Origin of the sequence: Ruania suaedae (assembly GCF_021049265.1) — a bacterium.
Taxonomy (GTDB): Bacteria; Actinomycetota; Actinomycetes; order Actinomycetales; family Beutenbergiaceae; genus Ruania; species Ruania suaedae.
In genome coordinates, this window is the sequence record NZ_CP088018.1 from 678,674 (window position 1) to 703,441 (window position 24,768).

23 protein-coding genes, 1 tRNA gene and 2 riboswitches are annotated in these 24,768 nt (G+C 72.6%); of the genes, 14 read left to right on the forward strand and 10 right to left on the reverse strand.

Annotated elements, in window-relative coordinates; translation table 11 throughout:
• Window positions 1-33: 33 nt before the first annotated feature.
• The 3 genes from LQF12_RS03100 to LQF12_RS03110 are packed head-to-tail and all read right to left on the reverse strand — an operon-like array spanning window position 34 to window position 2,513.
• Window positions 34-1,290, reverse strand: a complete 1,257-nt coding sequence (locus LQF12_RS03100) for an FAD-dependent oxidoreductase (RefSeq protein WP_231054541.1) — start codon at window positions 1,288-1,290, stop codon at window positions 34-36.
• A 42-nt stretch (window positions 1,291-1,332) separates the two neighbouring features.
• Window positions 1,333-2,280 (reverse strand): NAD(P)-dependent oxidoreductase, encoded by a 948-nt coding sequence (locus tag LQF12_RS03105; protein WP_231054542.1) that lies wholly within the window; start codon window positions 2,278-2,280, stop codon window positions 1,333-1,335.
• A complete protein-coding gene (locus LQF12_RS03110) occupies window positions 2,277-2,513 on the reverse strand; it encodes a hypothetical protein (RefSeq protein ID WP_231054543.1) in 237 nt (78 codons plus the stop codon). The genes LQF12_RS03105 and LQF12_RS03110 overlap by 4 nt, the downstream gene beginning before the upstream one ends.
• Window positions 2,514-2,600: 87 nt before the next feature.
• On the opposite strand from LQF12_RS03110, the gene LQF12_RS03115 reads away from it, so the two are divergent.
• The 8 genes from LQF12_RS03115 (at window position 2,601) to LQF12_RS03150 (ending at window position 11,768) form a co-directional block, all read left to right on the forward strand.
• Complete coding sequence (locus LQF12_RS03115) at window positions 2,601-4,076, forward strand: NCS2 family permease (protein WP_231054544.1); 1,476 nt, start codon at window positions 2,601-2,603, stop codon at window positions 4,074-4,076.
• A 135-nt stretch (window positions 4,077-4,211) separates the two neighbouring features.
• Entirely contained in the window at window positions 4,212-5,738 is a 1,527-nt protein-coding gene (locus tag LQF12_RS03120) for an HNH endonuclease signature motif containing protein (protein WP_231054545.1), read from the forward strand.
• A gap of 112 nt (window positions 5,739-5,850) precedes the next feature.
• On the forward strand, window positions 5,851-6,294 hold the full coding sequence (locus LQF12_RS03125) for a MarR family winged helix-turn-helix transcriptional regulator (protein ID WP_231054546.1): 444 nt from the start codon (window positions 5,851-5,853) through the stop codon (window positions 6,292-6,294).
• Window positions 6,291-7,745, forward strand: a complete 1,455-nt coding sequence (locus tag LQF12_RS03130; RefSeq protein WP_231054547.1) for an MFS transporter — start codon at window positions 6,291-6,293, stop codon at window positions 7,743-7,745. The genes LQF12_RS03125 and LQF12_RS03130 overlap by 4 nt, the downstream gene beginning before the upstream one ends.
• Before the next feature lie 51 nt (window positions 7,746-7,796).
• A riboswitch (TPP riboswitch) is annotated at window positions 7,797-7,908 on the forward strand.
• A 57-nt stretch (window positions 7,909-7,965) separates the two neighbouring features.
• Window positions 7,966-8,604 (forward strand): YkoF family thiamine/hydroxymethylpyrimidine-binding protein, encoded by a 639-nt coding sequence (locus LQF12_RS03135; protein WP_231054548.1) that lies wholly within the window; start codon window positions 7,966-7,968, stop codon window positions 8,602-8,604.
• On the forward strand, window positions 8,601-9,257 hold the full coding sequence (locus LQF12_RS03140; RefSeq protein WP_231054549.1) for an ECF transporter S component: 657 nt from the start codon (window positions 8,601-8,603) through the stop codon (window positions 9,255-9,257). Before LQF12_RS03135 ends, LQF12_RS03140 begins: the two co-directional genes overlap by 4 nt.
• Window position 9,258: 1 nt before the next feature.
• Window positions 9,259-10,941 (forward strand): ABC transporter ATP-binding protein, encoded by a 1,683-nt coding sequence (locus LQF12_RS03145; RefSeq protein WP_231054550.1) that lies wholly within the window; start codon window positions 9,259-9,261, stop codon window positions 10,939-10,941.
• The gene (locus tag LQF12_RS03150; RefSeq protein WP_231054551.1) at window positions 10,938-11,768 is read left to right on the forward strand and encodes an energy-coupling factor transporter transmembrane component T family protein; all 831 of its coding nucleotides are present in this window, start codon (window positions 10,938-10,940) and stop codon (window positions 11,766-11,768) included. Before LQF12_RS03145 ends, LQF12_RS03150 begins: the two co-directional genes overlap by 4 nt.
• Before the next feature lie 6 nt (window positions 11,769-11,774).
• Here the strand turns inward: LQF12_RS03150 and LQF12_RS03155 are convergent, their stop codons facing one another.
• The 3 genes from LQF12_RS03155 to LQF12_RS03165 are packed head-to-tail and all read right to left on the reverse strand — an operon-like array spanning window position 11,775 to window position 14,732.
• The gene (locus LQF12_RS03155) at window positions 11,775-12,587 is read right to left on the reverse strand and encodes an SDR family NAD(P)-dependent oxidoreductase (protein WP_231054552.1); all 813 of its coding nucleotides are present in this window, start codon (window positions 12,585-12,587) and stop codon (window positions 11,775-11,777) included.
• Entirely contained in the window at window positions 12,587-13,708 is a 1,122-nt protein-coding gene (gene serC / locus LQF12_RS03160) for a phosphoserine transaminase (protein WP_253073855.1), read from the reverse strand. Before serC ends, LQF12_RS03155 begins: the two co-directional genes overlap by 1 nt.
• 25 nt (window positions 13,709-13,733) lie before the next feature.
• On the reverse strand, window positions 13,734-14,732 hold the full coding sequence (locus tag LQF12_RS03165; RefSeq protein ID WP_231054554.1) for a citrate synthase: 999 nt from the start codon (window positions 14,730-14,732) through the stop codon (window positions 13,734-13,736).
• 115 nt (window positions 14,733-14,847) lie between these two features.
• On the opposite strand from LQF12_RS03165, the gene LQF12_RS03170 reads away from it, so the two are divergent.
• The 3 genes from LQF12_RS03170 (at window position 14,848) to LQF12_RS03180 (ending at window position 17,804) form a co-directional block, all read left to right on the forward strand.
• Window positions 14,848-15,528 carry an iron-dependent transcriptional repressor DtxR gene (locus LQF12_RS03170; protein WP_231054555.1) on the forward strand — a complete coding sequence of 227 codons (681 nt, stop codon included), beginning with the start codon at window positions 14,848-14,850 and terminating at the stop codon, window positions 15,526-15,528.
• 159 nt (window positions 15,529-15,687) lie between these two features.
• Window positions 15,688-15,836: riboswitch (cyclic di-AMP (ydaO/yuaA leader) on the forward strand.
• A gap of 139 nt (window positions 15,837-15,975) precedes the next feature.
• Window positions 15,976-16,683, forward strand: a complete 708-nt coding sequence (locus tag LQF12_RS03175; RefSeq protein ID WP_231054556.1) for a C40 family peptidase — start codon at window positions 15,976-15,978, stop codon at window positions 16,681-16,683.
• 185 nt (window positions 16,684-16,868) lie between these two features.
• A complete protein-coding gene (locus LQF12_RS03180) occupies window positions 16,869-17,804 on the forward strand; it encodes a universal stress protein (protein ID WP_231054557.1) in 936 nt (311 codons plus the stop codon).
• A gap of 7 nt (window positions 17,805-17,811) precedes the next feature.
• On the opposite strand, the gene LQF12_RS03185 is transcribed toward LQF12_RS03180, so the two are convergent.
• A complete protein-coding gene (locus LQF12_RS03185; protein ID WP_231054558.1) occupies window positions 17,812-18,264 on the reverse strand; it encodes a hypothetical protein in 453 nt (150 codons plus the stop codon).
• Window positions 18,265-18,350: 86 nt separating this feature from the next.
• Here LQF12_RS03185 and LQF12_RS03190 point away from each other — a divergent pair.
• The 3 genes from LQF12_RS03190 to LQF12_RS03200 all read left to right on the forward strand — a co-directional run bounded on the left by LQF12_RS03190 (window position 18,351) and on the right by LQF12_RS03200 (window position 23,176).
• Window positions 18,351-18,426 (forward strand) — tRNA-Arg (locus LQF12_RS03190).
• Window positions 18,427-18,591: 165 nt separating this feature from the next.
• Complete coding sequence (locus LQF12_RS03195) at window positions 18,592-22,971, forward strand: PDDEXK-like endonuclease domain-containing protein (RefSeq protein WP_231054559.1); 4,380 nt, start codon at window positions 18,592-18,594, stop codon at window positions 22,969-22,971.
• Window positions 22,964-23,176, forward strand: coding sequence for a hypothetical protein (locus tag LQF12_RS03200; RefSeq protein ID WP_231054560.1), 213 nt, complete (start codon window positions 22,964-22,966; stop codon window positions 23,174-23,176). The genes LQF12_RS03195 and LQF12_RS03200 overlap by 8 nt, the downstream gene beginning before the upstream one ends.
• 7 nt (window positions 23,177-23,183) lie before the next feature.
• On the opposite strand, the gene mscL is transcribed toward LQF12_RS03200, so the two are convergent.
• From mscL to LQF12_RS03215, 3 genes are all read right to left on the reverse strand, one after another.
• A complete protein-coding gene (gene mscL, locus LQF12_RS03205) occupies window positions 23,184-23,594 on the reverse strand; it encodes a large conductance mechanosensitive channel protein MscL (protein WP_231055495.1) in 411 nt (136 codons plus the stop codon).
• Between the two features lie 23 nt (window positions 23,595-23,617).
• Window positions 23,618-24,277: an SAF domain-containing protein gene (locus tag LQF12_RS03210; protein WP_231054561.1), complete on the reverse strand. Its 660-nt coding sequence runs from the start codon at window positions 24,275-24,277 to the stop codon at window positions 23,618-23,620.
• 100 nt (window positions 24,278-24,377) lie between these two features.
• Window positions 24,378-24,737 carry an FmdB family zinc ribbon protein gene (locus tag LQF12_RS03215; RefSeq protein WP_231054562.1) on the reverse strand — a complete coding sequence of 120 codons (360 nt, stop codon included), beginning with the start codon at window positions 24,735-24,737 and terminating at the stop codon, window positions 24,378-24,380.
• Between the last annotated feature and the right edge of the window lie 31 nt (window positions 24,738-24,768).

The following is a 24,768-nucleotide window of genomic DNA, read 5'->3' on the forward strand; positions in this document are numbered from 1 at the left end:
CTCAGCGTCTCTGGGCAGCACGGCTAGCGCTGCTCAGACGCGCTGCGGCTCCTGCTCGGCGGAGTTCGACCAGGAGACCGCCGCGCCGGCGAGGCTGGGCACGCGGGTGGCCGGCCCGCCGCTGACCCCGTCGGGAACCGTCCACGGCCGGGGCTGACGGGCCTTCGCCACCGCGCGGGCGGCGTAGCGGCGCATCTGGCGCTCGTAGCTGCCGACGGCGCCCACGAGCGATGTGCGCCCCTCCCGGGCCGCGAGCAGCTCGGTGTGCAGGACGTGCGCGTCGCGGATCGCGGTGCTCGCCCCCCGGCCGCCGGTGGGCGGCATCGCGTGGACGGCGTCCCCGAGGGCGGTGACCGCTCCGGGTGACCAGGGTGCGATGCCGGCCGGGTAGGCCGAGGCGCCCAGGAAACGGTAGGAGGTGACGCTCGCCGCCTCGGCCCGGCCGACCACGGCTGCGAGCTCGTCGGTCCAGCCGCGACTGCCCAGATGTTCGCGCGCCGCCTCGATGAGGGCCTCGCCGTGCAGGTCCGCCAGGTGGGCGGTCTGGGTCCACTCGAGCATCACCGCGCCCCACACGTACAGGGGTTCGGGGTGCAGCGGAGAGGCGGTGAACGTGCGCACGACCTCTTGGTCGAGCGCGTGGTGGTAGCCGGCGTACAGCGAGGCACCGCCGGGCCCGACGGCGATCGCCGCCCCGGGCCGCAGCATCACCTGGGAGTCCTCCTCCAGCCGGCTGCTGAGGGTGTGCCCGGCCAGCCCGATCAGGGAGGTGGGCGCCGAGGTCGGCGCGCCTGCGAGCGAAGCGGTGATGGCCGAGCCGGCGCCGTCGGCCGCGACGAGCAGGTCACCCTCGACCACCTCACCGCTGCCGAGCAGGGCGCGTACCCCGCCGTCGGCGGTGAGTTCGTGACCGACCACCTCCACACCGGTGCGCAGTGCGTCCCCCACGGCACCCGCGAGCAGCAGCCGCAGCGTGACGCGGTCGGTGGAGACGCCGTCGGGTCGGTCCACCTTCTGGTCAGGGGCGAGCCGGCGGCCCTGATGGTCCAGCACCGCGTAGCCGGTCTCCACCCACGTGCCCTGGGCGAGGGCGTACAGGCGGCGCAGCACCTCGGTGGGCAGCAGCGCGTGGATCGCCTCCATGGCGCGCCGGCGCAGTTCGAGGCCGTGCCCGACGGTGCGGGCCAGGTCGACGTCGCGCTCCAGCACGACCACGTCGAACCCCGACTTCTGCAGACCACACGCGAGCATCAGCCCGCCGACTCCGGCTCCCACGATCACGACACGCACTCGGTGAATTCTGCCCCATGCGTGCCGACCTCGCCCCTCGGGTCAGCGCCGGACGATGTTGAGCAGCTCCTCCCCGGCCCGGAGCCGGCGCAGGTTCTCGGCGATCAGGCGCTCGGGCTGGTCGGGCCGGCCGCCGGCGCAGTGCGGGGTGAGGATCGTGTTCGGTGCCTGCCACAGCGGCGAGTCGGCCGGGAGCGGTTCGGTGTCGAACACGTCCAGCGCCGCCCCGGCGATGCTGCCGGACTCCAGCGCCGCGAGCAGCGCCTCCTCGTCGACGGTGGCGCCCCGGCCGACGTTGACCAGCCAGGCGTGCTCGGGCAGCGAGCGCAGCACCTCGGCTCCGACGGCGCCCGCGGTGTCCGGTGTGGCGGGCAGGATGTTGACGAGCACGTCGGTCCCGGGCAGCGCCTCGGGCAGGTCGGTGGGGGTGATGACGGGGTAGCCCTCCCGCTCACCGGCGGTGGTGGCGACCCCGGTCACCTGTGCCCCGAGCGCGCTCAGGTAGCCGGCGAGGCGGGTGCCGATCCCGCCGAAGCCCCAGATCAGCACCCGGGCGCCGGCGAGGGTGGTCAGGTGCGCGGGGGCGCCGAAGGGCTGGTTGACGTCCTCCCAGGCGCGCCAGTGCGACTGCGCCTGCGCGAGCACGGCCCGGTCGAGGCGCCGCGCGGCCGCGAGCAGCAGCGCGAGGGTGTGCTCGGCCACCGGGGCGTCGTGCAGGCCGCGACCGGAGCACAGCGTGATCCGCAGGTCGAAGCCGGCCGCTTCGACCGCATCGGTGCCCGCCATGAGCCCCTGGATCCAGGCCAGTTCCGGCAGCTCCTGAGGCATCGCACGCAGCCGGTCACCCGGGTTGCCCCAGACCACCAGGGCCTCGGCGTCGCGGTGCTCGTCGGGGATCGGGGCGTGGACGTCGTAGACGACGGGCGTGACCCCGTCCGCCTGCAGCGACTCGATCTGCAGCGGGATCGAGCTGGGCAGCAGCAGCTTCATTCGGCCATTCCTTCGTCGTCGATCAGATGGATCCGGTGTGCCCACCCGTACCCGCACGTCCCCAGCGCGAGGCCCGCGACGGCGACCCACGCGAGCCGGCCGTCGGGCGAGGCGCCGGCCAGATGCAGCACGCCGAGGGTCGCCAGCATCACCGCCCACGCGAGGCTCCCGACGACGAACAGCACCTTCGCGTTCACCTTCGCCGGGGCGAGCTGCTTCGACGGGGAGGGCACGATCGGAATCCTAGTGGGTGAGCGGGGGGTGCGCCGGGGACGTCGCGCGTATCCCGGGCGTGGGGAGTTCTGCCAGGATGTCGGCACATGAGCACCTCTCCTGCGACTGCCCGGGCGGCAGGCCCGGTGGACCGCTTCTTCAAGATCACCGCACGCGGCTCCTCGCTCGGGCGCGAGATCCGCGGTGGGCTGGTCACCTTCTTCGCGATGAGCTACATCATCGTGCTCAACCCGCTGATCATCGGCACGGTGGCCGACGGGACCGGATCCTTCATCGGGGGTGACGAGGCCACGGCGGTCGCGCGGGTGGCCGCGGCCACGGCGCTCGTGGCCGGGCTGATGTGCCTGCTGATGGGTGTGGTCGCGAACTTCCCGCTGGCGCTCGCCGCGGGCCTCGGGCTGAATGCCGTCGTGGCCTTCTCGATCGCGGTGCTACCGGAGATGACGTGGGCCGATGCGATGGGCCTGGTGGTGCTGGAGGGCCTGATCATCCTGGTGCTGGTGCTCACCGGGTTCCGTGAGGCCGTCTTCCGGGCGGTCCCGCGGGAGCTGCGCACAGCCATCAGCGTCGGTATCGGGCTGTTCATCGCCTTCATCGGGCTGGTCGACGCCGGGATCGTGCGCACCCCGGCCTCGCTGGCCACGCCGGTGGAGATGGGGGTGGCGGGCTCGCTCGCGGGCTGGCCCGCGCTGGTGTTCGTGGTGGGGCTGCTGCTGGCGATCATCCTGCACCTGCGAAAGGTGCGCGGGGCGCTGCTGATCGCGATCCTGGTGAGCACCGTGCTGGCGGTGGTGATCGAGGCGATCGCACAGGTGGGCGGATCGGTGGCGGCCGACGGCTCGGCCAATCCCACCGGTTGGCGGCTGAACAGTCCGGCGCCGCCCGAGACGTGGGTGCGCCTGCCCGACTTCTCCCTGCTGGGTCAGTTCTCGCTGCTGGGCTCCTTCGAGAAGATCAGCGCCGTGACCGTGGTGCTGCTGGTGTTCTCGCTGCTGCTCGCGGACTTCTTCGACACCATGGGCACGATGGTGGCGGTGGGCAGCGAGGGGAAGCTGCTGGACTCGGAGGGCCACCCCTACGGCACGCGCCGCATCCTGGTGGTCGACTCCCTCGCCGCCGTGGCCGGTGGCGCCGGGTCGGTCTCCTCCAACACCTCCTACATCGAGTCCGCTGCCGGCGTGGGCGATGGCGCGCGGACGGGCCTGGCCTCGGTGGTGACCGGCGTGGCGTTCCTGCTCGCCACCTTCTTCGCGCCGGTGGTGGACATGGTCCCCTACGAGGCGGCCACGCCGGCACTGGTGGTGGTCGGGTTCCTGATGATGACCCAGGTCGGCGGGATCGACTGGACCGACGCCGAGGTCGCTGTTCCCGCGTTCCTGACGATCGTGCTGATGCCGTTCACCTACTCGATCACCGCCGGGATGGGCGCAGGCTTCGTCACCTACGTGGTGATCAAGGTGGCCATGGGTAAGGCCCGCGCCGTGCACCCGTTGATGTGGGTGACGGCCGTGCTGTTCGTCCTGTACTTCGTGCGGGGTCCGCTGCAGGAGCTGGCCGGCTAGCCAGTTGCTGTAGCGGCCTGGTGATCCGGGCCGGGACCGACGGATGTCAGACCCTGGCGAGAAGGTGGGGTCATGTCGTCGAGCGAGTCGGATCAGGGGTTGTCAGGTTGCTCGCGCCCGCGTAGAATAGAACGCATGTTCGACGACGACGGTGAGAGGAGCGGTGTCGTGAGGCACTGCGCTCGCCTGATCGCCGCCCACCAGCGGTTGTCGCTCGCCGAGCAGCTCGCCGGCCAGCTTCCAGGCGGTGTTCTCGTGGACCGGCTGGACCTGCTCGATCTCACGGCGGTCGACGAGGCCACGTTGGTGGAGGTCGTCGCGGCGGCCCGTCGGGTCGAAGCGCATGTGCAGGAGGTCGCCCTGCGTGCGGCTGCGGAACTGGCTGAAAGGCCGGGGATGAACCCGGGGGAGCTGGCAGCGCGCACGGGCGGTCCGAGCGAGGTGGCGGGGGACGAACTTGCGCTCCGCCTGTGCACCTCCGCACGCGCTGGCCACGGGATGGTGCGCCGCGGTCTGGCGCTGCAGCGCACGCTGGGGCGGACGGCGGACGCGCTCAGGTTGGGGCGGCTCGATCTGGCACGGGCTGCCGTGATCGCCGACGGTCTGGTCGAGGTGCCGTGGCAGGTGGCGATGGCGGTCGAGGACGCAGTGATCGAGCGTGCGCCGCGGCGGACCGTGGCGCAGTTGCGTGCGGACGTGGCGAGAGCGCTGATTGCTGTCGACCCGGAGGAGGCAGAGGTCCGGGCCCAGGCACGCCGGGCCGATCGCCGGGTGAGCAGGCCGCAGGCCCTTCCCGACGGCGTCGCGTCCATGCGTCTCGAAGGCCCCGCTGCCGAGGTGCTCGCCCTGGATGTGGCGCTGGAATCGTCGGCGAGGTCGGCGAAGGCTCACGGCGACCCACGCACGATGGATCAGCTGCGATTCGACGCGCTCACCGGTCTCGGATCGCGCGCGCTGGCCACGGGTGTCTTCGGGCCGGCGGACCGCGGCGGTTCGTCCTGGGCCGCCGAGACCGAGGCTACCGAGACCGACGCCGTCGAGGGGTCCTCGACCGAGCGCGAAAGGGATGCCGGTGGGATGGCGCTGGGGGTCATCGGTGGTCGGCGAGCCGATATTCAGGTCGTGGTCACGCTGGACCAGCTGCTCGATGTCGAGGAGCGCGGCAGCCCTGACGGCGGTTCCCCAGCGTCACTCAGCCCGGAGGACGTCCCGACACTCACCGGGTACGGCCCGATCACACCGGCAGCGGCGCGAGCGGTTGCTGCCGGTGGCGTCTGGCGGCGGCTCGTCACCGATCCGGTGAGCCGGACCGTGGTCGACGTCGGGCACGCGCGATATCGACCGCCCGCTCGGATGGCCGAACTGGTTCGGGCCCGGGACGGCACCTGCGTCCGTCCTGGATGTGGCCATCGAGCGCGCTACTGTCAGCTCGATCACACGGTGGCCTTCGATGCGGGTGGTCCGACGAGCGTGACCAATCTCGGTCCGCTCTGCGTACGCGACCATCTCCTCAAGACCCACGGCGATTTCGCCGTCACGCAGCCGGAGTCGGGGGTGTTCGAGTGGATCACGCCGACCGGGCACCGGTATCGGCGCGAACGGGACGGTGCCACCACCGGGGTGGGTATCGCGCGATCACCCGCGGGCGATCCGCCGTTCTGACACTCTGCCTGCCTCTGCTTGTCGTCGTGCTCCTAGTTCCCGCTCGCCGGAGCGCTGCCAGATGAATCCCGCAGCCTTTACTTACCCAAACTAACGAGTTACGATGGTTGCGATGGGCAACGAACGTGGGTGCGCTCCCCGGCCTCCCGGTGGCCTCGCCTCCCGACTGCGGACGACGCTGCTGCGGACCTCCCGCAAATTGCGCGCCGAGCACGCCGGGCAGCTGTCCGAGGCGCACCGGTCCATGCTCGGGAACGTGGTCACGAACGGTCCGCTCACCCCGGGGGAGCTGGCGGCGCGCGAGCACGTCCAGCCGCCCTCGATGAGTCGGATGATCCGCACTCTCGAGGAGGCGGGACTCCTGGCCCGCACGACCCACCCCAGTGATGGCCGGCAGGTCCTTGTCACGGCCACGGACGCGGGCAGGGCCTACGTCCGGGAGACCCGCCGCCGCCGGGACGAGTGGCTCTCCCGCCGTCTTGCCGCCCTGACCCCAGCCGAACGGCAGATCCTGTCCGATGCCGAAGAGATCCTGAGGAGGATCACCACCCAGTGAACAGAATGTTCGCCTCGTTGCGCCTGTACAACTACCGACTGTGGTTCGCAGGCGCCCTCGTGGCGAACGTCGGCACCTGGATGCAGCGCATCGCGCAGGACTGGCTCGTCCTCACCGAGCTCTCCGACGACTCCGGTACCGCCGTCGGTATCGTCACCGGACTTCAGTTCGTCCCATCGGTCCTCCTCACTCCCTACGCCGGTGTGCTCGCCGACCGGCTGGACAAGCGCACACTGCTGCTGGTCACGCAGGGCGCGATGGGCGTGCTGGCGGCCGCTCTGGGTGCACTTGTGCTGAGCGGTCAGGCCGAGCTGTGGCACGTCTACGTTTTCGCCCTGCTGCTGGGGATCGCCAGCGCCTTCGACGTCCCGGCCCGGCAGACCTTCGTCGCCGAGCTGGTCCCCGTGGACGGGCTGCCGAACGCGGTCGCCCTCAACAGCGCCTCCTTCAACGCAGCCCGCATGATCGGCCCCGGGGTCGCCGGACTGCTGATCGCCGTGGTGGGGCCGGGATGGGTCTTCCTCATCAACGCGGCCTCCTTCGCGGCCACGATCGTGGCGATGCTCGCCATGCGCGCGAGCGACCTACGCCGCGTGCCCCGCACCCCTCGCGCACGGGGACAGCTGCGAGCCGGCTTCGCCTACGTGCGCCACCGCAGTGACATCGTCCTCATCATGATCGTGGTGTTCGTGGTCGGCGGAATCGGCCTGAACTTCCAGCTCACCTCGGCGGTGATGGCCAGGGTGGAGTTCGGTCGTGATGCCGGCGAGTACGGGATCCTCGGATCGATCCTCGCGGTGGGCTCGCTGGCCGGTGCGCTGATGGCGGCCCGCCGCAGACGCCCGCGCGTGCGGATGGTCATCCTGGCAGCCTTCGGCTACGCGGCCTCGGCGACGCTGCTGGCGCTCGCACCCACCTACGAGCTGTTCGCCCTCGCCTGTATCCCGGCCGGGTTCTGCTCGTTGACGATGCTCACCTCGGCGAACGCCGCCATCCAGATCAGCACCGACCCTGCCTTCCGAGGCCGGGTGATGAGCCTGTACGTGGTGGTGCTCTTCGCGGGCAACCCGATCGGCTCGCCCCTGGTGGGATGGATCGCCGACGCCTGGGGACCGCGCTGGTCGATCGGGGTCGGTGCCATCGCCGCCTTCGTCGTCGCGGCCGCTGCCGCGGTCTGGGCGAGCCGGTCCTGGGACGTGGAGGTGCGGTACCGGATCGGTGCGCGCCCGCGCCTGCAGCTGACGAATGCCGGCGAACGAGCCGCCGCGGAGAGCATGAGCGTCAGCGCCACCGAACGCACCGGCGAGAGTGCCGACCAGGCCACCGACGAGAGCACCGACGAGGACGGCGCCGAGCCGTCGCCCGAGCAGCCCCCGCCGGACCGCACGGCGGCGCCCCGCAGCCGCTGGCCCCGGCGCCGCTCGGCCCGCCTCGGTCCGTACCGCCCCTGAGCCATCGCGGCCGGGTGTGGCTGGTGGCCCCGGGGGAGTAGGGTGTGCGGTGACAAGCCCCCGGGGAGCGCGTAGGCGCTGAGAGTGTGGTCGGTACACCGGCCGCAGACCCGCGGAACCTGACCCGGTTCGCACCGGCGTAGGGAGTAGGGCAGCACAGTGGCAGGCGCAGCGCACCCGTGCGCGGTGGTTGCCCACTGCGTCCTCCGGGGACCCATCGATGAAGGGACCCCTGATGCCCGCGAGCGACACCCCGGCCCCCACCCCCGACGCCTACGGCGTCGGCGCCCGCTTCTCGTTGCACCCGATGACCGATCGCTTCGTGGAGGTGATCCTGGGGGCGCTCGACACCGCCGACTCCACCGGTCTCGATCTCACCACCGACGACGTATCCACCCACGTCCGCGGCCGGGAGGATCGCATCCTGGCCTACCTCACCGAGGCGATCGCCCACGCCGGCCGCACCGGTGTGCACACCGTCGCCCACGTGCTGCTCTCCCGGGGGTGCCCGGGCGAGGTCGCCTGCGAGATCGCCGACGGCGCAGCGTACGCCCCTCAGGTCCCCGCCCGACTGCCCGCCACGGGCGTGCAGGCCAGCGCCCACTGGGCGCTCTACCCGCTGGACGACAGCCACGAGGCTGATCACATGGCCGGCATCTACGCCGCGATCGAGCACGCCCAGGACCTCGGCGTGTTCACCGGCTCCGAGCACTACGTCACCCGGCTCGACGGTGATCTGGCCGACGTGCTCGGCGCCGTCGCCGCCGGCTGGTTGCTCGTGGGGGAGAAGGTGCGGCACGTGACCACCCACGTCACCGTGTCCCTGAACTCCCCGACCGCCCAGGCAGGCGCCCGATGAGCGCCCGCGGGGGCGGCCGCACGGCCGGACGGCGTCCGATCACGCTGCACGACCTCGTCCTGCTGGCGGTGCTGGCGGTGGTCTTCGGCTTCCTGTACTGGGCTCTGGTGCAGTTGTGGGGCTGGCTGCAGGTGGCCATGGGCCCGTTCGGAGACCTGGCGCAGAACGTGCTCGTCGGTGGCTGGATGGTGGTGGCGCCGCTCGCGATCTACATCGTCCGCAAACCGGGAACGGGCATCGTGGTGGAGATCGTGGCCTCGATCGTCGAGGTGGTCTTCCTCGCCTCCCCGGTCGGGCCGATGCTGATCCTGGTCGGCTTCATCCAGGGTGCCGGCGCGGAGGTCGCCTTCGCGGCGACCCGCTATCGCCGGTACGGCTGGTGGGTCTTCATCGCCTCGGGGATCACTGCCGCACTGGCCAACCTGGCCCTCGGCATGGTCCGGTTCGGTTGGCTCGGGCAGGACTTCTTCGCCCTGCGGCTGGGCTTCCAGCTCGCCTCCGGCATCATCCTGTGCGGACTGCTCGCCAAGCTGATCGGCGATGCGCTGCTGCGCACCGGGGTGCTGGACAACTATGCGATCGGCCGGGCGGCGCGGGAGGCCGAGCACGCCACCCGCGCAGCCGCAGCCCAGTCCGGACCGGGCGACGCCTGACGTGGTCGTGCACCTGCGCGGCGCCGGCATCCACTACCCCCGCGCCGAGGCCCCCGTGCTCACCGCGGTCGACCTGGACCTCGCGGCCGGCGAGCGGTTGCTCGTGCTGGGCCGGTCCGGGACCGGCAAGAGCTCGCTGCTGCGTGCGCTCGCCGGTGTGGTCCCCGGCACGATCGAGGCGGATGTGACCGGCAGCTGGCAGGTGTGCGGCCACGACCCCCGGGTGACGCCGGTGCCGGAGCTGGCCATGCAGGTCGCGACCCTGACACAGGACCCGGCTGACCAGCTGTGCCTGCCCACTGTGATCGACGAGGTGGGCTTCGCGCTGGAGAACCGGGCCGTGCCGCCCGAGCAGATCCTCCCGCGGGTCCGTGCGGCCCTCGCTGCGGTCGGTGCCTCCCACCTGGCGGGCCGTCGTACCAGCGAGCTCTCCGGCGGCGAGGGCCAGCGCGTGGCCCTCGCCGCGGCGCTCGTGGCCGGGCCCGAGCTGATGCTCCTCGACGAGCCGACGGCGCTGCTCGACCCGGTCTCGGCGCGCGAGGTGGGAAGGCTGCTGTCGGACCTGCCCGGGGCGAGCCTGCTGATCGAGCACCGCCTCGACGAGCTGGGCGCCCTCCCGGAGCGCAGCCTCCTGCTGGGACCCGACGGAGCCGTGGCTGCGGTGGGGCCCACTGCGGAGCTGCTTCTCGACGAGAACGTCGCCGGGACCGGGACCTGGGTGCCGGCAGGGGTGGAGGTGGCCCGCGCCCTGCGCCGCCTCACCGGCGCGAACACCGCCGGGCAGGCGGCAATCACCGGAGCCTCGCTCGATACAGACCTGCCGGCGCTGGACGCCGCGCTGGCCTCCGCCTCCCACCGGCCCACCTCCCACCGGCCCGCCCGGGAGCCGGGGCAGGTGCTGGTCACCGGCGACGGCGTCTCGGTCCGGCGCGGCGAGCGCGAGGTGGTCCGCGGGGTGGACCTGCAGGTGCGCGCCGGGACCATCACGGCCGTGCTGGGCACTAACGGTTCGGGCAAGAGCACCTTGCTGCTGGGCCTGGCCGGGCTGCTCCCGGCCACCGGCGTCCATGGCGCGGGAAGCGTCGGGATGGTCTTCCAGAACCCGGAGCACCAGTTCCTGGCGCGCTCGGCCTGGGCCGAGATCGAGCTCGGTCTGCGCGGCGACCCAGCGGCCGGGCCGAGCGCCGGTGAGGCCGATGGGCTCGAGGTGCTGCGCCGCTACGGCCTCGCCCACGTCGCCGAGCGCGATCCGTTCCGGCTCTCCGGCGGTCAGCAACGCCGACTCTCCCTGGCCGCGATGACGGCGATGGGCGACGACGTGCTCCTCGCCGACGAGCCCACCTTCGGCCAGGACCGGCGCACCACCCTCGCCGTCGCCGACCAGCTGCGCGGGATCGCCGAGCGCGGTGGCGCGGTCGTGCTGGTCAGTCATGACCTACGGCTGGTGGCCTCGCTCGCCGATCAGGTGCTGCTGCTCGACGGCGGCCGGCCCGTGGCCACCGGCCCCACCGCCGAGGTGCTCACCGACGCGGTGCTCGCGCGGGCAGGCCTGCGGCTGCCGCCGCTGCTGCAGGCGTGGGCCGGAGCCGGTGGGGATCCGCACCGCCTCCCGGTGATGTTGGACGCCCTCGACGAGCTGGCGCTCGAGGCGAGCGATGGCGGTGCCGTGGGGGTGGGCCCGTGACCACCCCTGCGTTCGGACGTCCTCTCCCGGTCGACTCGCTGCTGCACCGGCGCGACCCGACCGTGAAGCTGATCGTGGTGCTGGTGGTGTGTCTGGCGATCACCGCCGTGGTCGACCCCGCGACCCCGGCGGCGCTCTACCTGCTCGCCTGGCCCGCCGCGGTACTCGCTGGGAAGATCCCGGTGCGCACGCTGCTGCGCGCGCACGTACCGTTCGTCGCGTTCGCCCTCAGCCTGCTGATGGTCAACGCCGCCACGCGTGAGGGCGAGGTCGTCGCCCGGGTGCTCGCCGTCGACGTCACCGCCGAGGGGTTGCTGATCGGCGCCGGCCTGGCGATCCGCACCCTGCTGATCGGCGTGGTGTCGGTGACCTTCGTGCTCACCACCGACGGCGCGCGGCTGATGACCAGCCTGCACCAGCATCTGCGGCTGAGCGGGCGGTTCGCCTATGCCGTGCTCGCCGGCTACCGGTTGCTCGAGCAGCTTCCCGAGACCTGGCAGACGATCCGCTCGGCACAGGCCGCACGCGACCCCCGGCAGCGCACCCGGCCGGATTCCCGCAGAGGGCCCTCCGCTCGTCCCAGAGCCCTCGCGCACGCCGCCTTCGCGCTGCTGGTCACCTCGTTGCGACGCGGTGAGCGGATGTCGATCGCCCTCGAGACCCGGGGCCTGGGCGCCGGCCGGCGGACGATCGCTGCGCCGTCGGACCTGCGCTGGGCCGACGGAGCGGTGGCCTTGGTGGCCCTGGGCACCACGGCCGCGGTGCTGCTCGTCTCCTGGCAGCTGGGCCTGTTGCGCGGACTCGGCGCACTGGGCGTGTTCGGCTGAGGCCCCTCAGCGCGGATCGGGCCAGCCCAGCCCGATCATGTGCGTCAGCGGGCCGGTCATCAGCCCGCCGTCCACCGGCAGGGTCGCCCCGGTGATCCAGGAGGACTCGTCCGAGGCGAGGAAGGCGACGGCGGCCGCCACCTCCTCCGGTAGGCCCACCCGGCCCATGGGGTAGGCGGCCGTGATGCGATCCAGCATGGCCCGCTGACCCGGGCCCTTCTCGGTCCAGTTGCGGGTGACGATCGTGCCGGGCGCGACGGCGTTCGCCCGGACCCAGCCGTGGTCGTCACCGACTGTGCCGCGCGCCTGCGGGCCGTGGGTGACCGCGATGTTCATGATCGCGTTGATCAGGCCCGCCTTGGCCGCGGAGTAGGGAATACTGCCGGCCGCGCCCATCCCGTTCACGGACGCCGTCGCCACGATGCGCCCGCCGCCGGGTGCCTCCAGCAGCGCCGGCATCGCCGCCTGGATCGTGCGCACCGCCCCGTGCAGCGTCGGGTCGACCTGGGCGTCCCAGCTGTCCTCGTCGAGCGCCTCGAGGGTCTCCGAGCCGGCCACGCCCACGTTCGGGACCAGCACGTCCAGCCGGCCGAACGCCGTCACGGCCTCCTCGACGGCGCCGCGGGCCTCCTCGAGGCTGCCCACATCGCACCGCACGGCGCGCCCGCCCACCTCGGCAGCCACCGACCGGGCGGCGTCGGCGTCGAGGTCGGCCACCACCACGTCGCAGCCCTCGGCGGCGAGACGGGCGCAGACCGCCCGTCCGATCCCGTGCGCCCCGCCGGTGACCAAGGCGGCGCGCCCGCTCAGCCCGCGCATCACAGCTGCTCCACCACGTAGTCCACGCACGCGGTCAGGGCCATCACGTCCGCGGGATCGACGGAGGGGTACATCCCGACCCGGATCTGGTTGCGCCCGAGCTTGCGGTAGGGCTCGATGTCGACCACCCCGTTCTCGCGCAGCACGGCTGCGACCCGGGCGGCGTCGACGTCGTCGGTGAAGTCGATGGTGCCCACCACGGGCGAACGAGCGTGGGGATCGGTGACGAAGGGGGTGGCGTACTCGCTGCGCTCGGCCCACTCGTACAGCGCCGCCGCCGACCGTGCACAGCGGCCTGCCGCGAAGGCCATCCCTCCGCCGGACAGCAGCCAGTCCACCTGTTCGGCCATGAGCACCAGGGTCGCGATGGCGGGGGTGTTGAGGGTCTGCTCCTTGCGGGAGTTCTCCAGCGCGACGCCCAGCGAGAGCGACTCGGGAACCCACCGTCCGGACAGCTCCTCCACCCGGGCCAGGGCGGCGGGGGAGAGAACGGCCAGCCACAGTCCGCCGTCGGAGCCCAGACCCTTCTGCGGTGCGAAGTAGTAGGCGTCGCACTGGTGCAGGTCCACCGGGACGCCCCCGGCGGCCGAGGTGCCGTCGACGAGCATGAGGGCCTCGCCCGGCTCGTCGGCGGGCAGGCGTTCGACCGGCGCCACCACTCCGGTGGAGGTCTCGTTCTGCGCCCAGGCGTAGGCGTCGATCCCCGCTTCGGGTCGCGGCCGTGCGAGCGTGCCCGGCTCGCCGGAGACCACGCTCGGCTCGCCCAGGAACGGCGCGCGCCGGGCGGCGGTGGCGAACTTCGCCCCGAACTCACCGGTGCTCACGTGCTGCGAACGCTCCCGGATCAGCCCGAAGGTCGCCGCGTCCCAGAAGAACGTCGAACCGCCGTTGCCCAGGACGATCTCGTGCCCCTCGGGTACGTGCAGCAGCTCCCGCAGGCCCTCCCGGACCCGGGCGACGAGATGCCGGACCGGTGGCTGGCGGTGGGAGGTGCCCATCAGCGTCGTCCCGAGCGCGGCGAGCGCGTCCGACTGGGCGGGGCGGATGCGGCTCGGCCCACTGCCGAACCTCCCGTCGGTGGGCAGCAGCTCGGGGGGCAGGGCGAGCGTGGTCATGGGCATCCCTTCGTGCGGTGGGCCGATCTTCTCACCTCGGCGCCACCGTCAGTTCGCCGTGCGCCTGCAGGATGTGGGCGCTCCACCCGGCGACGCGGCCGCAGGCGATCATCGCCGTGAACATCGGCGGCGGCACCTGGGCGAGGTCGAGCAGCACGCTCGCCCAGAACACGGCGTGCCCGCCGTAGGCGGCGGCGGGGCGGATGTTGCGCTCGGCCAGCGCGTCGTACCCGGCCTTCGCCACGGCGTCGGCGATCTCCAGGCGAGGCGCGCCGAGGGCGCGGGCGACCTCGCGCAGCGCCTCCACCCGCGGGTCGGTGCCGTGATAGCCGTCCTGATGAAACCCGAACAGTGCGCCCGCTGCCAGCGCCCGTTCCACCGCACCGCGTGGGTCACCGGTGCGTTCTGCCTCCTGGATGAGGGCCAGTGCCCGGACGGCGGCCCCACCCCCGCGTGGTCCGCTCACCGCGGCCACCGCTCCGGACAGACAGGCCGCGGCGTCCGCGCCCGTGGCCGCGATCTGGCGGGCCACTGCGGTCGAGGAGGTGAGGCCGTGCTCGGCGAGGGCCACCCAGCAGGCGTCGATGGCACGGACCTGGGTGTCGTCCACCTCGCCGCGCCAGCGCATCACGAAGCGGCGGGCCGTGCCCTCCACCGTGTTGACCTGCCGTTGGCGAATCGCAGGCCGGTCATCGCCGCGGGCCGACTGGGCGACGAAGGACAGCGCCATCACCGAGGCGCGGGCCAGGTCGCTGCGTAGCTGGGTCCGGTCGATCTCACCGATGGGCCGAAACCCCCACACCGGCGCGAGCTGGGCGAGGGCGCTCTGGACGTCCACGCGATGATCACCGGTGCGCACGGTCAGCGGGAAGGGTTCCGCCGGCGGGAGCTCGCGCCCCTCGTCGCCGTCGACGAGCAGGCCCCAGACCGTCTCGAACCCGCCCCGGGCGACCAGTTCGCGCACGTCCCGGCCGCGGAAGTACAGTCCGCGCTCTGGGTCGACCGAGGAGATCGGGTCGGGTGCCGTCATAGCGCCCAGGCTAGTCGCGTTGGTGAGGTGGTCGGCGATCCGGTGGAGGGGGTCATCACCGGACAAGTACTGTGGCCTGCAGGACGTGTGGGCGTAGGCGATGGGGAGAGTGCTCGTGAGCGATCTGATCGACACCACGGAGATGTACCTGAAGACCGTCTTCGAGTTGATCGAGGAGGGCATCGTGCCCCTGCGCGCCCGCATCGCCGAGCGGCTCGGGCACTCCGGTCCCACGGTCTCGCAGACCGTGGCCCGGCTGGAGCGGGACGGGCTGATGATCGTCACCGGTGACCGGCACCTGGAGCTGACCGACGAGGGCATGACCCGGGCCACGCGGGTGATGCGCAAGCATCGCCTGGCCGAGCGGTTGCTGACCGACGTCATCGGGCTCGACTGGCCACACGTGCACGAAGAGGCTTGCCGCTGGGAGCACGTGATGAGCAGGCAGGTCGAGGAGCGGCTCATCGCCCTGCTCGATCACCCCGGCTTCGACCCGTACGGCAACCCGATCCCCGGCTTGGAGGAGTTCGGTGAGGCGAGCCGGCCCGAGATGGAGCTCGGTACCTGGCTCACCGACGTCCCGGCAGGCGTGGACTACGTCCTGACCCGGCTGGGCGAGCCGCTGCAGGTGGACACCGAGATGCTGGCCGAGCTGGAGAAGGCGGGCGTGCGGCCCGGGGTGCGCGTCGCCGTGGGGCGCGAGGCGGGTGTGCACACGCTGGCACCGGCGGGCTCCGACGTCGTGCTGGAACTGAGCGAGGACGTCGCCAAGCACGTGTTCGTCCGGCCCGCCTGAGAGGTTGGCCTGACCGCCCGGCACCGCCGCTGGATGTGGTCCATGTCACAATCGTGACCGGAATGTGACATTCCCGTGATCCGGGGGGTAGTGTGTGCCTCGCTCGACGAAACCCTCCTTCGACGAGTACTTCGGCCAGACGCCTAACCCTGTCACTGGCTGGGGTGACGACTGACCCGTGACAGGGGCGGGGGACCCACTTCCGGTGCGCAAGCGCCTCGGGGTGAAGTCCACCGGATGACCGGCGGACCGGGTGTCTTTCCCACCCGAACCCGACAGCTCACCTCGTAGGCATCAGGAGAGGTAACCCAATTGACCCAGTGCACTGAGCGCTCGCGGCACCGCGCAGCGCAGCGCCCCGTCACCCCCCTCACCACCTTCGGGCAGGCCGTTCGCGGTCCGGTCGGACGGCGCACGGCAGTTGCCGTCGCCTCCTCCGGTGTGATCTTGGGGCTGAGCGCGTCCGCCGCCATCGCCGGTCCGGTCGACACCGGCACCGCGCCGGTGCGCACCGCGAACCTCGCCTCGGCCGTCGTGGCCGATGACGATTCCATCGCCGTCTCCGAGGTCGTCACCGTCGCGGCTGACATCTCGTGGACCCTCGGCACCGAGGTCGAGGTCTCCGCCGAGGCCCCGCCGCCCCCGCCGGAGCCCGAGCCGGAGCCGGAGCCGGTCGCCACCTACGAGCGTGCGACCACGACGGCCCAGACCTCACGTACCGGTGAGCGTGCCGCTGCCGCCGAGACCGAGCAGGCTGCCGAGCCGGAGCAGGCTGAGCAGGCCGAGCAGGCTCCCGCCGCCAGCTCCGACGCCTCCGGCGTCCGCGCCCAGATCGTCGACATCGCCCACCGCTACCTCGGCACCCCCTACGTCTGGGGAGGTGGCACGCCGGCAGGCTTCGACTGCTCGGGCTTCACCGCGTATGTCTTCGCCCAGGTCGGCATCTCGCTGCCCCGTTCCTCGGCTGCGCAGGGCAGTGCGGGTCAGCGTGTCTCGGCCGCTGAGGCCCAGCCCGGTGACCTGGTCTGGTGGCCCGGCCACGTCGGCATCTACCTGGGTGGCAACCAGCACATCGCTGCGCGCAACCCCAGCACTCCGCTGACCGCCGGCCCGATCTACAACTCCAGCCCCGTTTTCATCCGCGTCGTCGGCTGATCCCGGTCTGTCCCGGACGGGCCCGCTCCTCTTCAGGAGCGGGCCCGTTTCGCGTGCGCCCGTGCCTCACCTGGTGGACACCGGCGTCCGACTGGTGAGGCCCTGGCGCGTTCGGCCCCGGCGCGCCTGCCGAGCAGGCAGAATGTGACCACCAAGGTCCGCGACGGTCGGGGGTGGAAGAGGTCATGGAACACGAACAGGTCGTCCTCGTCGGGGTCGACGGCTCCGCCGCGAGCCTGAACGCTCTCGAGTGGGCCGTCGCGCAGGCGCGCCGGGTGGGGTGGCGGCTGCACCTGGTGTGCGCCTACGCGCTACCCACCTTCGCCGCGGCATCGCTCGACGGCGGCTACGCCACCCTCGACGACACCGCCATCCGGGACGGCGCTCAGGCCGCACTGGACGAGGCGGTCGAGCAGGCGAGCGGGCGCGGCGTCGACGTCACCAGCTCGCTCGAGACCGGCGACCCTGCCGGCGTGCTCGTCGAGCTCACCAAGCAGGTGTGCCTGGCGGTGGTCGGCACCCGCGGCAACAGCGGCTTCGCCGAGCGGATCCTCGGGACCGTCTCCTCCGCCCTGCCCGCCCACGCGCACTGCCCCACCGTGGTCGTGCCCTTGCACGCAGAGGACGGCGAACCCTCGCTGCCGATCCGGCGCATCGTGGTCGGGGTGGACGGCTCGGACTCGGCGAAGGTGGCGCTGGCTCGTGCGATCGAGCAGGCGGCGGTATGGGACGCCGAACTGACGGCCGTGGTCGGCGTGCCGATCGGCGCCGGCGCCGGGTTGCTCGGCTGGTTGCCGGCCTCCGTCGACCGCGAGGTCGTGCTGGCCGACATCACCGAGGGCCTGAACGTGACCGTGGACCGCGCCCTCGAAGGGCGCGACCTGACCGTGCGGCGCCATGCCCTCGACGGATCGGGGGCCGAGCTGCTCTCGGAGTTCTCCACCGCGGTCGACCTGGTCGTCGTCGGCACGCGGGGGCGCGGCGGTTTCGCCGGGATGCTGCTCGGATCGACGTCGCAGCAGGTGCTCCACCACGCGGTGTGCCCGGTGATGGTGGTACCCACGCGGATCAAGGACGAGGGCCTGCCGCCGATCGCTATGGGCTGGAAGCGGCGGCACTGAGGTCGCCTCAGCGCGGCGCCGGCCGGAGGGAGGCCTCCACGCGCTGCAGGGCGCGAGCCGTCATCAGCTGCATGGCCGGTGCCAGCAGCGGGTGCACCGCGCGCAACGGTCCGGCCAGGACGATGTCCTCGGTCCAGTCGACCCGGCAGGTGGTCGGCCCGAGCGGGATGACGACGATCCGGGCGACACCGAGCAACAGCGGGCCCACCTTCTCGAACACGGCCACGCCCGGACGTGGCGGTGGGCCGTCGTCGGGAGGGTCGGCGCGCGTGACGATCATGACGTCGCGCACCCACCGCGCCGACACCGCCACGATGGTGTCCCCGACCTGCGCCGGCGCCGGACGTGCCGTGATGCGCGTGAAGGGGATCAGCGACTCGTGCGCGGTCAGGGTGGTCAGGTGGTCGAAGACGGCCGAGGCCGGCTCGCCGAGCACCCGGGAGGCGGTGGTGCTGGTCACCCCGCTACCGTCCCACGCCGCGCGCCATTGTGCGAGAGCGGGTTTCGCGCAACACCGCGCCGGACGGGTAGTGTTTCCGGTGGTCCGCCCCCGTAGCTCAGGGGATAGAGCAACCGCCTCCTAAGCGGTAGGTCGCGCGTTCGAATCGCGCCGGGGGCACCAAGGCGCTTGCGCCGTTTGCCCCTCGGGCGATTCGGGAGGAGCGTAGCGACGGTTCGCGCCGGGGGCACCAAGGCGCGGTTGGGAAAAGGCGCCGGCGATCACGAGTTGGCTGCGTCCGCGGCGGGTCAGCGCCGAGAACGCCGAACCACTGGTTAGCGTGGGTGTGTGAGGTCCGTCCGTCTGCCACGCCCCGGTAGCTCCCGAGACCCGGGAGCGCAGCAGCCGACCCCGGGCGCGAGCGCCACGGGTGAGCGGGGCCGGTTCGAGGAGAACGACACCCCGCGAGAGCGCGAGGTGGCAGCCGCTGTGGCCGCCTGGCGCGCGCGCCTGACCGACCTCGTGGGCGGCAGCGCGTTGTGGGACGTCTATGCCCTCGGTGACGCGATGGTCGAGCTGACCGCAGCCCACCCCTCGGGCATCGCCCAGCTCTACGCCGGGCGCAGCACCCCGTTGAGCAATCTGGTCCGCGAGGGTTCGGCGCTGACTCAGGCACGCCGGCGCGCCCGGATCGTCGTGGCCCGTACCGAGGAGCTCGCCCAGCGCTTCGGTGTCGCCCCCACCTACGTCGCGATGGGGGTGGCCACCTGGGAGTCGACCACGGCCGGTGACCCGGCCGGTGCCGATGCGGCTCCGCTCGAAGAAGGCGACGGCAGCGAGGACTATGGCAACGGCGAGGACAGTGACCTCTCGGACCCCGGCACGGTGCCGGCCGTGCGCCCCCTCACCGCTGAACCCGAGGACATCGTCCCGCGGACCGTGCACGCGCCGGTGCTGCTGCGGCCGGTGCGGGTGCGGGTGCACGGCTCCGACGCCGAGATCGACCTCGAGATCGATCCGGCCGTCGAACTGAACAGCCTGCTGGTGCGTGACCTGCGCGCCCGCGGCGTGGAGGTGGATGCCGGGCAGATCGCGCGGTCGACGATGACCCCGCACGGCTTCTCGCCGCGGCCGGCGCTGGAGCACATCGCCGAGCTCGGTCAGATCCTCCCGGGTTTCCGGCTCGAACCGAGGATCGTCGTCGGAGCGTTCGTCCATCCGGGTCAGGCGCTGGCCGACGACCTCGACGCCCAGGAACGCGAGCTCGCCACGCACGACGTGGTGGCCGCGCTGGCCGGTGTCGATGGTGCGCGAATGGCCGTGGCGGGCGATCCGCCCGCGCCCGACCCCGACGATCGTGACCCCGACGAGGAGGCCGGCGTCGGAGACCTCGATCCCGGCCAGCAGGACGTGCTGGACGCCGTGACGGCCGGCGGGCACCTGCTCGTGGACACCCCGCCCGGCACGGACAGCGCCGCGACCATGGCGGCGGTCGTGGCGCAGGCCGCGGCGGACGGGCGGCGCGTGCTCTACGTGCCGGGTACGCGGCGCGCGGGCCAGGCCCTCCTGGACGCCCTGCGCCGCGCCGGCGTGGCCGATCTCGCCCTGGACCTGAGCAACGACCCGCGTTGGCCGAGCACGGCGTCGTCCCGGCTGGTGGAGGGTCTCAACCCACCCGAGCCCGAGATCGACACGGAGGCGCGGGCGGCCGAGCGGGCGAGACTGCGCCAGGCGCGAGAGGCGCTGAGGGAGCACCTGGATGCCCTCCACCGCCCGCGCCTGCCCTGGCAGGCCTCCGCCTATGACGCACTGCAGGCGCTCGCCGAGCTCACCTCGCAGCGACCGGGGCCCCGCACCCAGGTGCGCGTGGCCAGCCACGCCGTGCGTTCGATGTCCGAGCAGGACCGTCAGCACGCCCGTGAGGAACTGGCCCGGGCGGCCGCGCTCGGCGCCTTCCGGCTGCGGGCGGCCGATACGCCGTGGTTCGGGGCGCGACTGACCTCTGCCGATCACGCCACGGCCACCCTCGAACGCGTACGTGAGCTTGGCGAGCTGATGCCAGACCTGCGGGCGCAGATCGCCCGGACGGCCGTCCAGACCGGCCTGGACGAGGCGACGACGCTGGAGCAGTGGTCCGAGCAGCTGCTGTTGCTGGACGGGATCCGGTCCTCGCTGGACGTGTTCACGCCGCAGGTCTTCGAGCGCTCCGCTGCTGACATGGTCGCGGCCACCGGGACCCGGGCGTGGCGCGCTCAGCACGACATCGACATGGGCTGGGGCACCCGGCGCCGGCTCAAGAAGCAGGCGCGCGACCTGCTTCGCCCGGGCGGGTCCGTGGGGGACCTGCACGCCGAACTGATCGATGTGCAGGAACGACGCGACCTGTGGCGCCGGCACTGCGCCGGCGGCGGATGGCCCCGGCTGCCCGAGGGAATGTCGGAGATCGCCCGGACCGAGGCGAGGGTCGCCGGCCTGGCGAGCGAGCTCGACCCGGTCCTGGCCGGCACGCTCGGCGGGCGTGAGATGGCCGAGGTCCCGCTCGAGGAGCTGGCCACGCGGCTGGCCCGGCTGGGGGCCGACGACGTCGCGCTGCGCCAGCTTCCCGAACGGGCGGCCGTGCTGGCTCACCTCGGCGGACTGGGCCTGGACGACCTGCTCGCCGACCTCACCCATCGCCGGGTGCCCACCTCCCTCGTGGGCGCCGAGTTCGACCTCGCCTGGTGGTCCAGCGTGCTCGAGGAGATCCTCGGGGACGATCCCTCGCTGGCGGGACTGGAGACCTCCGTGCTGGAGGAGGCCGCTGCCACGCTGCGCGAGTCGGACAGGGCGCAGACCGCCTCGCTGACGGCGCAGGTGCTCGCACGGGTCCGGGAGCACGTGCGCGCGAGCATCGCGGCGGACCGGGCGCGGGCCCAGGAGTTCTACCGCGCGGTGCGCGGCGGCGGGACCGACCTGAAGGACCTGCTGGAGGAGTACGGGCAGGTCGTCTGGGCGCCGCGACCGGTGTGGATCGTCCCGCCGATGGTCGTACCGCAGGTGCTGCCCCCGGAGCGCACGGTCGATCTGGTGGTGCTGGACGCCGTCCAGCACGTGCCCGCCGAGCAGGTGATCTCCTCGATCGCCCGCGCCACTCAGGTGGTCGTGGTCGGCGACACGCGCCGCGGCAGTGAGGGCGGGGTGGTCTCGCAGCTGTCCTGGTTGCCGACGCTGACCCTTCACCCCGGGCGTGGCCGGCAGGCTCCCGATGTGGCCGCCTTCCTCTCGGCTCACGGCTATGACGAGACGGTCCAGCCGTTGCCCACCCCTCCCGGTGAGCGCAGCGTGCGGCTCGAGCTCGTGGACGGCACCGGCATGCCGGTGCCGGGGGCCGACGTCGTCGAGAGCGTCCAGGCCGAGGTGGATCGCGTCGTCGACCTGGTGATCGACCATGCGCTCAGCCGGCCGGAGGAGTCACTGGCCGTCGTGGCGCTGAACACCCGCCACGCCGACCGGGTCCGCGAGGCGGTGCTCTCCGTGGCGGCCGGCAGCGCCAGCATGTCGGCCTACTTCGACCAGTCGCGTACCGAGGCCTTCACCGTGGTGGACGTGGAGTCGGCCGCCGGTCTGCGCCGCGACGCCATCGTTCTCACGCTCGGGTTCGGCAAGACCCCGCACGGGCGCGTGCTGCACCGCTTCGGTGCCATCTCCGGCCCCGACGGCGTCGCCTACCTGACCGACGCTCTCGACGCCGTGCGTCACCGCCTCACCCTCGTCAGCTGCCTCGGCCCGGAGGACCTCGACCCGGAGCGCGTGCGCGCGCCCGGCTCGCAGATGCTGCTGGACCTGCTGCACATGGCCGCGGCCGGGCAGGCCCAGCGTCCGCAGGAGGACCCCGGCCTCGGGGTCGACCGGCTGCTGCTGGACCTGGCCGAACGGCTGTGGCGGCGTGGCCTGACAGTCGTGCCGCGGTACGGGATCCCGGGCGGTATCAGGATCCCGCTGGCGGTCGGCCACCCGGCCCTGCCGGACGATCTGCTGCTCGCGGTACGCACTGACGACGAGGACTACATGGCCGAGCCGAGCCTGCGGCGCCGCGACCGGCACTGGGTCGAGCGCCTGGTGGACCGAGGCTGGCACGTACGCACCGTCTACTCCTCGGCGGTGTTCATGGACCCGCAGGGCGAGGCCGAGAAGATCGCCGCCCAGCTCGATCTCATCGTCGCCGAGCGCACCGGAATCCCGCCCGAGGAGCGCCCCGCCCTGCCGCAGCGTTGGGAGGACGAGACCAGTGATCTCGCCGATGGCCCGGGCTCAGCCGTCACCTCGGCACGGGGGGTGGCGATGGTGGGCGCCTCGCTGGCGGGCAGCGCCGCCGGACCGGCGGACCGGGATGCCGGGATGCGCACCGACCGGCCGGACGTGCCGGCGGGGCAGCCGCTGAGCAGGTACGGCGACGACGAGCTCGATGCGCTTGTCGCGTGGATCGCCTCGGACGGGCTCGGGCGGACCGTCGAGGAGCTGCGGGACGAGCTGCGGCGCGAACTCGGGATCGCCAAGCGGGGCACGCACGTGGACGCGGTACTCGCCGCAGCGGCGCGTCGCTCCGGGCTGGCCGAGCCCGCTTCGGCTCCCGGGATCACCGAGACCACTGAGGTCACGGAAGCCACGGAGGTCACGGAGTCCCCGGCGGAGGCCGAGGAGAGCGAGCGGCCCGTGGCCGACGACGACGAGCGGGGCGAGCGTGGCTGAGGGCTCCGCCACGGGCGAATCCGGCGAGGACGAGGTCCCCGGCGAGGAGACCACCCGGCGGCGCCGGCACCGCCGAGTGGTCCGGCCGGGCACCGGGCCGGAGCCCTTGGTCGACCGGCGGCTGTTCGACGCCGAGGAGCAGCGCCGTGAGGACGGCTCCGATGACGATCGTTTCCTGCGGGACGTCCCGCCGCACTGGTCCTGACCGCTGCTCAGTTCTTCGTGGCGAGCAGGTCCCGGATCTCGGTCAGCAGCAGGATGTCCTCCGCGGGTGCCGCGGGCGCCGGCTCCACGCCGCGAGCGCGGCGCTCGGCGAGCTTGTTCATCGGCATCACCACCGCGAAGTAGATCGCAGCGGCGACCAGCAGGAAGTTGATCAGCGCCGTGAGGACGGCACCAAGGAGCACCTCGGTGGGTTCGCCGCCGGTCTGCTCGGCGGTACGCATCGTGATCACCCAGATCCGATCGAGGTTCGGCTGCCCGAAGATCCCGCCGATCAGAGGGTTGAGGACGTTGTCGACCAGCGCCGTCACGACGGTGCCGAACGCGGCACCGATGACCACGCCCACGGCCAGGTCGATCACGTTCCCGCGTGCGATGAACTCCTTGAAACCCTGCAGCATGGTCACTTCCCAACTGTCGCTGTCTACGGTTGATCCCCGGGGATCAGCACCGCCCGCACTGGCGTCAGCGCACCGGCACCGGACAGCACAGTAGCCGCATCGGGGGAGATCGCCACGACGACGGCGCCGGAGGCCTGAGCCCCGCCCACGTCGAGCAGTCCGGACGCGTCCTCACCCGCGTCCAGCCGGGCCAGCACCAGCGCGTCGTCGGCGACCAGCTCGGCGCCGGACCCACCCGGATCGAGCTCGGCGGACTCCCACGAGGGCGGCTGGTAGAGGCGGAGCCGGTCACCCACGCGGACCAGCGTCATCAGCTGCGGGTCGGCCAGCTGGACCGGGACCACGACAGTTCCAGGAGGTGCCGCGTCCACCAGCCCGGAGGAGACCACCATCGTGGCGGCCACCGGCAGATCCTCGGGTACGCCGGCGGCGAGTGTCTGGCCGATGAGTTCCTCGGCAGTGAGGGCGGCGGCCGGTGGGTTCAGAGCCGGGCGTTCCCGCAGATCACCTGAGGTCACCTCGGTCCCGGCCGGGAGGTCACGGGCGGCGACCGTCAGGGTGCCGGTCGGTTGCGGTGGGGCCAGGTCGGACAGGATCAGCAGGCCGGCACTGGTCAGGCAGACCGCGGCCAGCACGAACCTGAACCGCCAGAGGGTGCCGAGGAGCCGTGGTCGCGTCGTCATGGGGCGACGCTAGGCGCGGCCGGTCACCGGGCACGTGCACTCCGCGCGGGGCTGTGGACAGTGCTGCAGCGGGACGGTGGCCGGGCCGCCGCTCACCCGGTCAGGAGGACGAGGCGGCCTTCGCCGGCGCGGAGGACGCCGAGGAGTTCGAGGAGTTCGACGACTTCTCGGAAGACGCCGAGCTCGACTTCTCCGAGGAGGAGCTCGACTTCTCGGACGAGCCGGACTTCTCGGACGAGCCGGAGCCCGCGGACTTGCCGCTCCGGGACTTATCGGACCCGGCGCGGGAGTCGTTGCGATAGAAGCCCGACCCCTTGAAGACCACGCCGACGGCCGAGAACTGCTTGCGCAGCGTCGGCTGGTCGCACGCGGGGCACACCGTCAGGGAGTCCTCGCTGAACGACTGGTAGATGTCGAATGCGTGCGAGCAGGACGAGCACGCGTAGGCGTAGGTGGGCACCTGGTCCTCCGGGACTCGAGCGGGTTCGGCC

Bases quoted from the DNA above. Each gene is read 5' to 3' on its own strand.
- LQF12_RS03125 (WP_231054546.1), top strand. From the start codon at position 5,851: ATGGGCAACGAACGTGGGTGCGCTCCCCGGCCTCCCGGTGGCCTCGCC.
- LQF12_RS03210 (WP_231054561.1), bottom strand. From the start codon at position 24,277: ATGACGACGCGACCACGGCTCCTCGGCACCCTCTGGCGGTTCAGGTTC.
- LQF12_RS03120 (WP_231054545.1), top strand. From the start codon at position 4,212: ATGTTCGACGACGACGGTGAGAGGAGCGGTGTCGTGAGGCACTGCGCT.
- LQF12_RS03180 (WP_231054557.1), top strand. From the start codon at position 16,869: ATGGAACACGAACAGGTCGTCCTCGTCGGGGTCGACGGCTCCGCCGCG.
- LQF12_RS03115 (WP_231054544.1), top strand. From the start codon at position 2,601: ATGAGCACCTCTCCTGCGACTGCCCGGGCGGCAGGCCCGGTGGACCGC.
- mscL (WP_231055495.1), bottom strand. From the start codon at position 23,594: ATGCTGCAGGGTTTCAAGGAGTTCATCGCACGCGGGAACGTGATCGAC.
- LQF12_RS03105 (WP_231054542.1), bottom strand. From the start codon at position 2,280: ATGAAGCTGCTGCTGCCCAGCTCGATCCCGCTGCAGATCGAGTCGCTG.
- LQF12_RS03155 (WP_231054552.1), bottom strand. From the start codon at position 12,587: ATGCGCGGGCTGAGCGGGCGCGCCGCCTTGGTCACCGGCGGGGCGCAC.
- LQF12_RS03140 (WP_231054549.1), top strand. From the start codon at position 8,601: ATGAGCGCCCGCGGGGGCGGCCGCACGGCCGGACGGCGTCCGATCACG.
- LQF12_RS03165 (WP_231054554.1), bottom strand. From the start codon at position 14,732: ATGACGGCACCCGACCCGATCTCCTCGGTCGACCCAGAGCGCGGACTG.
- serC (WP_253073855.1), bottom strand. From the start codon at position 13,708: ATGCCCATGACCACGCTCGCCCTGCCCCCCGAGCTGCTGCCCACCGAC.
- LQF12_RS03135 (WP_231054548.1), top strand. From the start codon at position 7,966: ATGAAGGGACCCCTGATGCCCGCGAGCGACACCCCGGCCCCCACCCCC.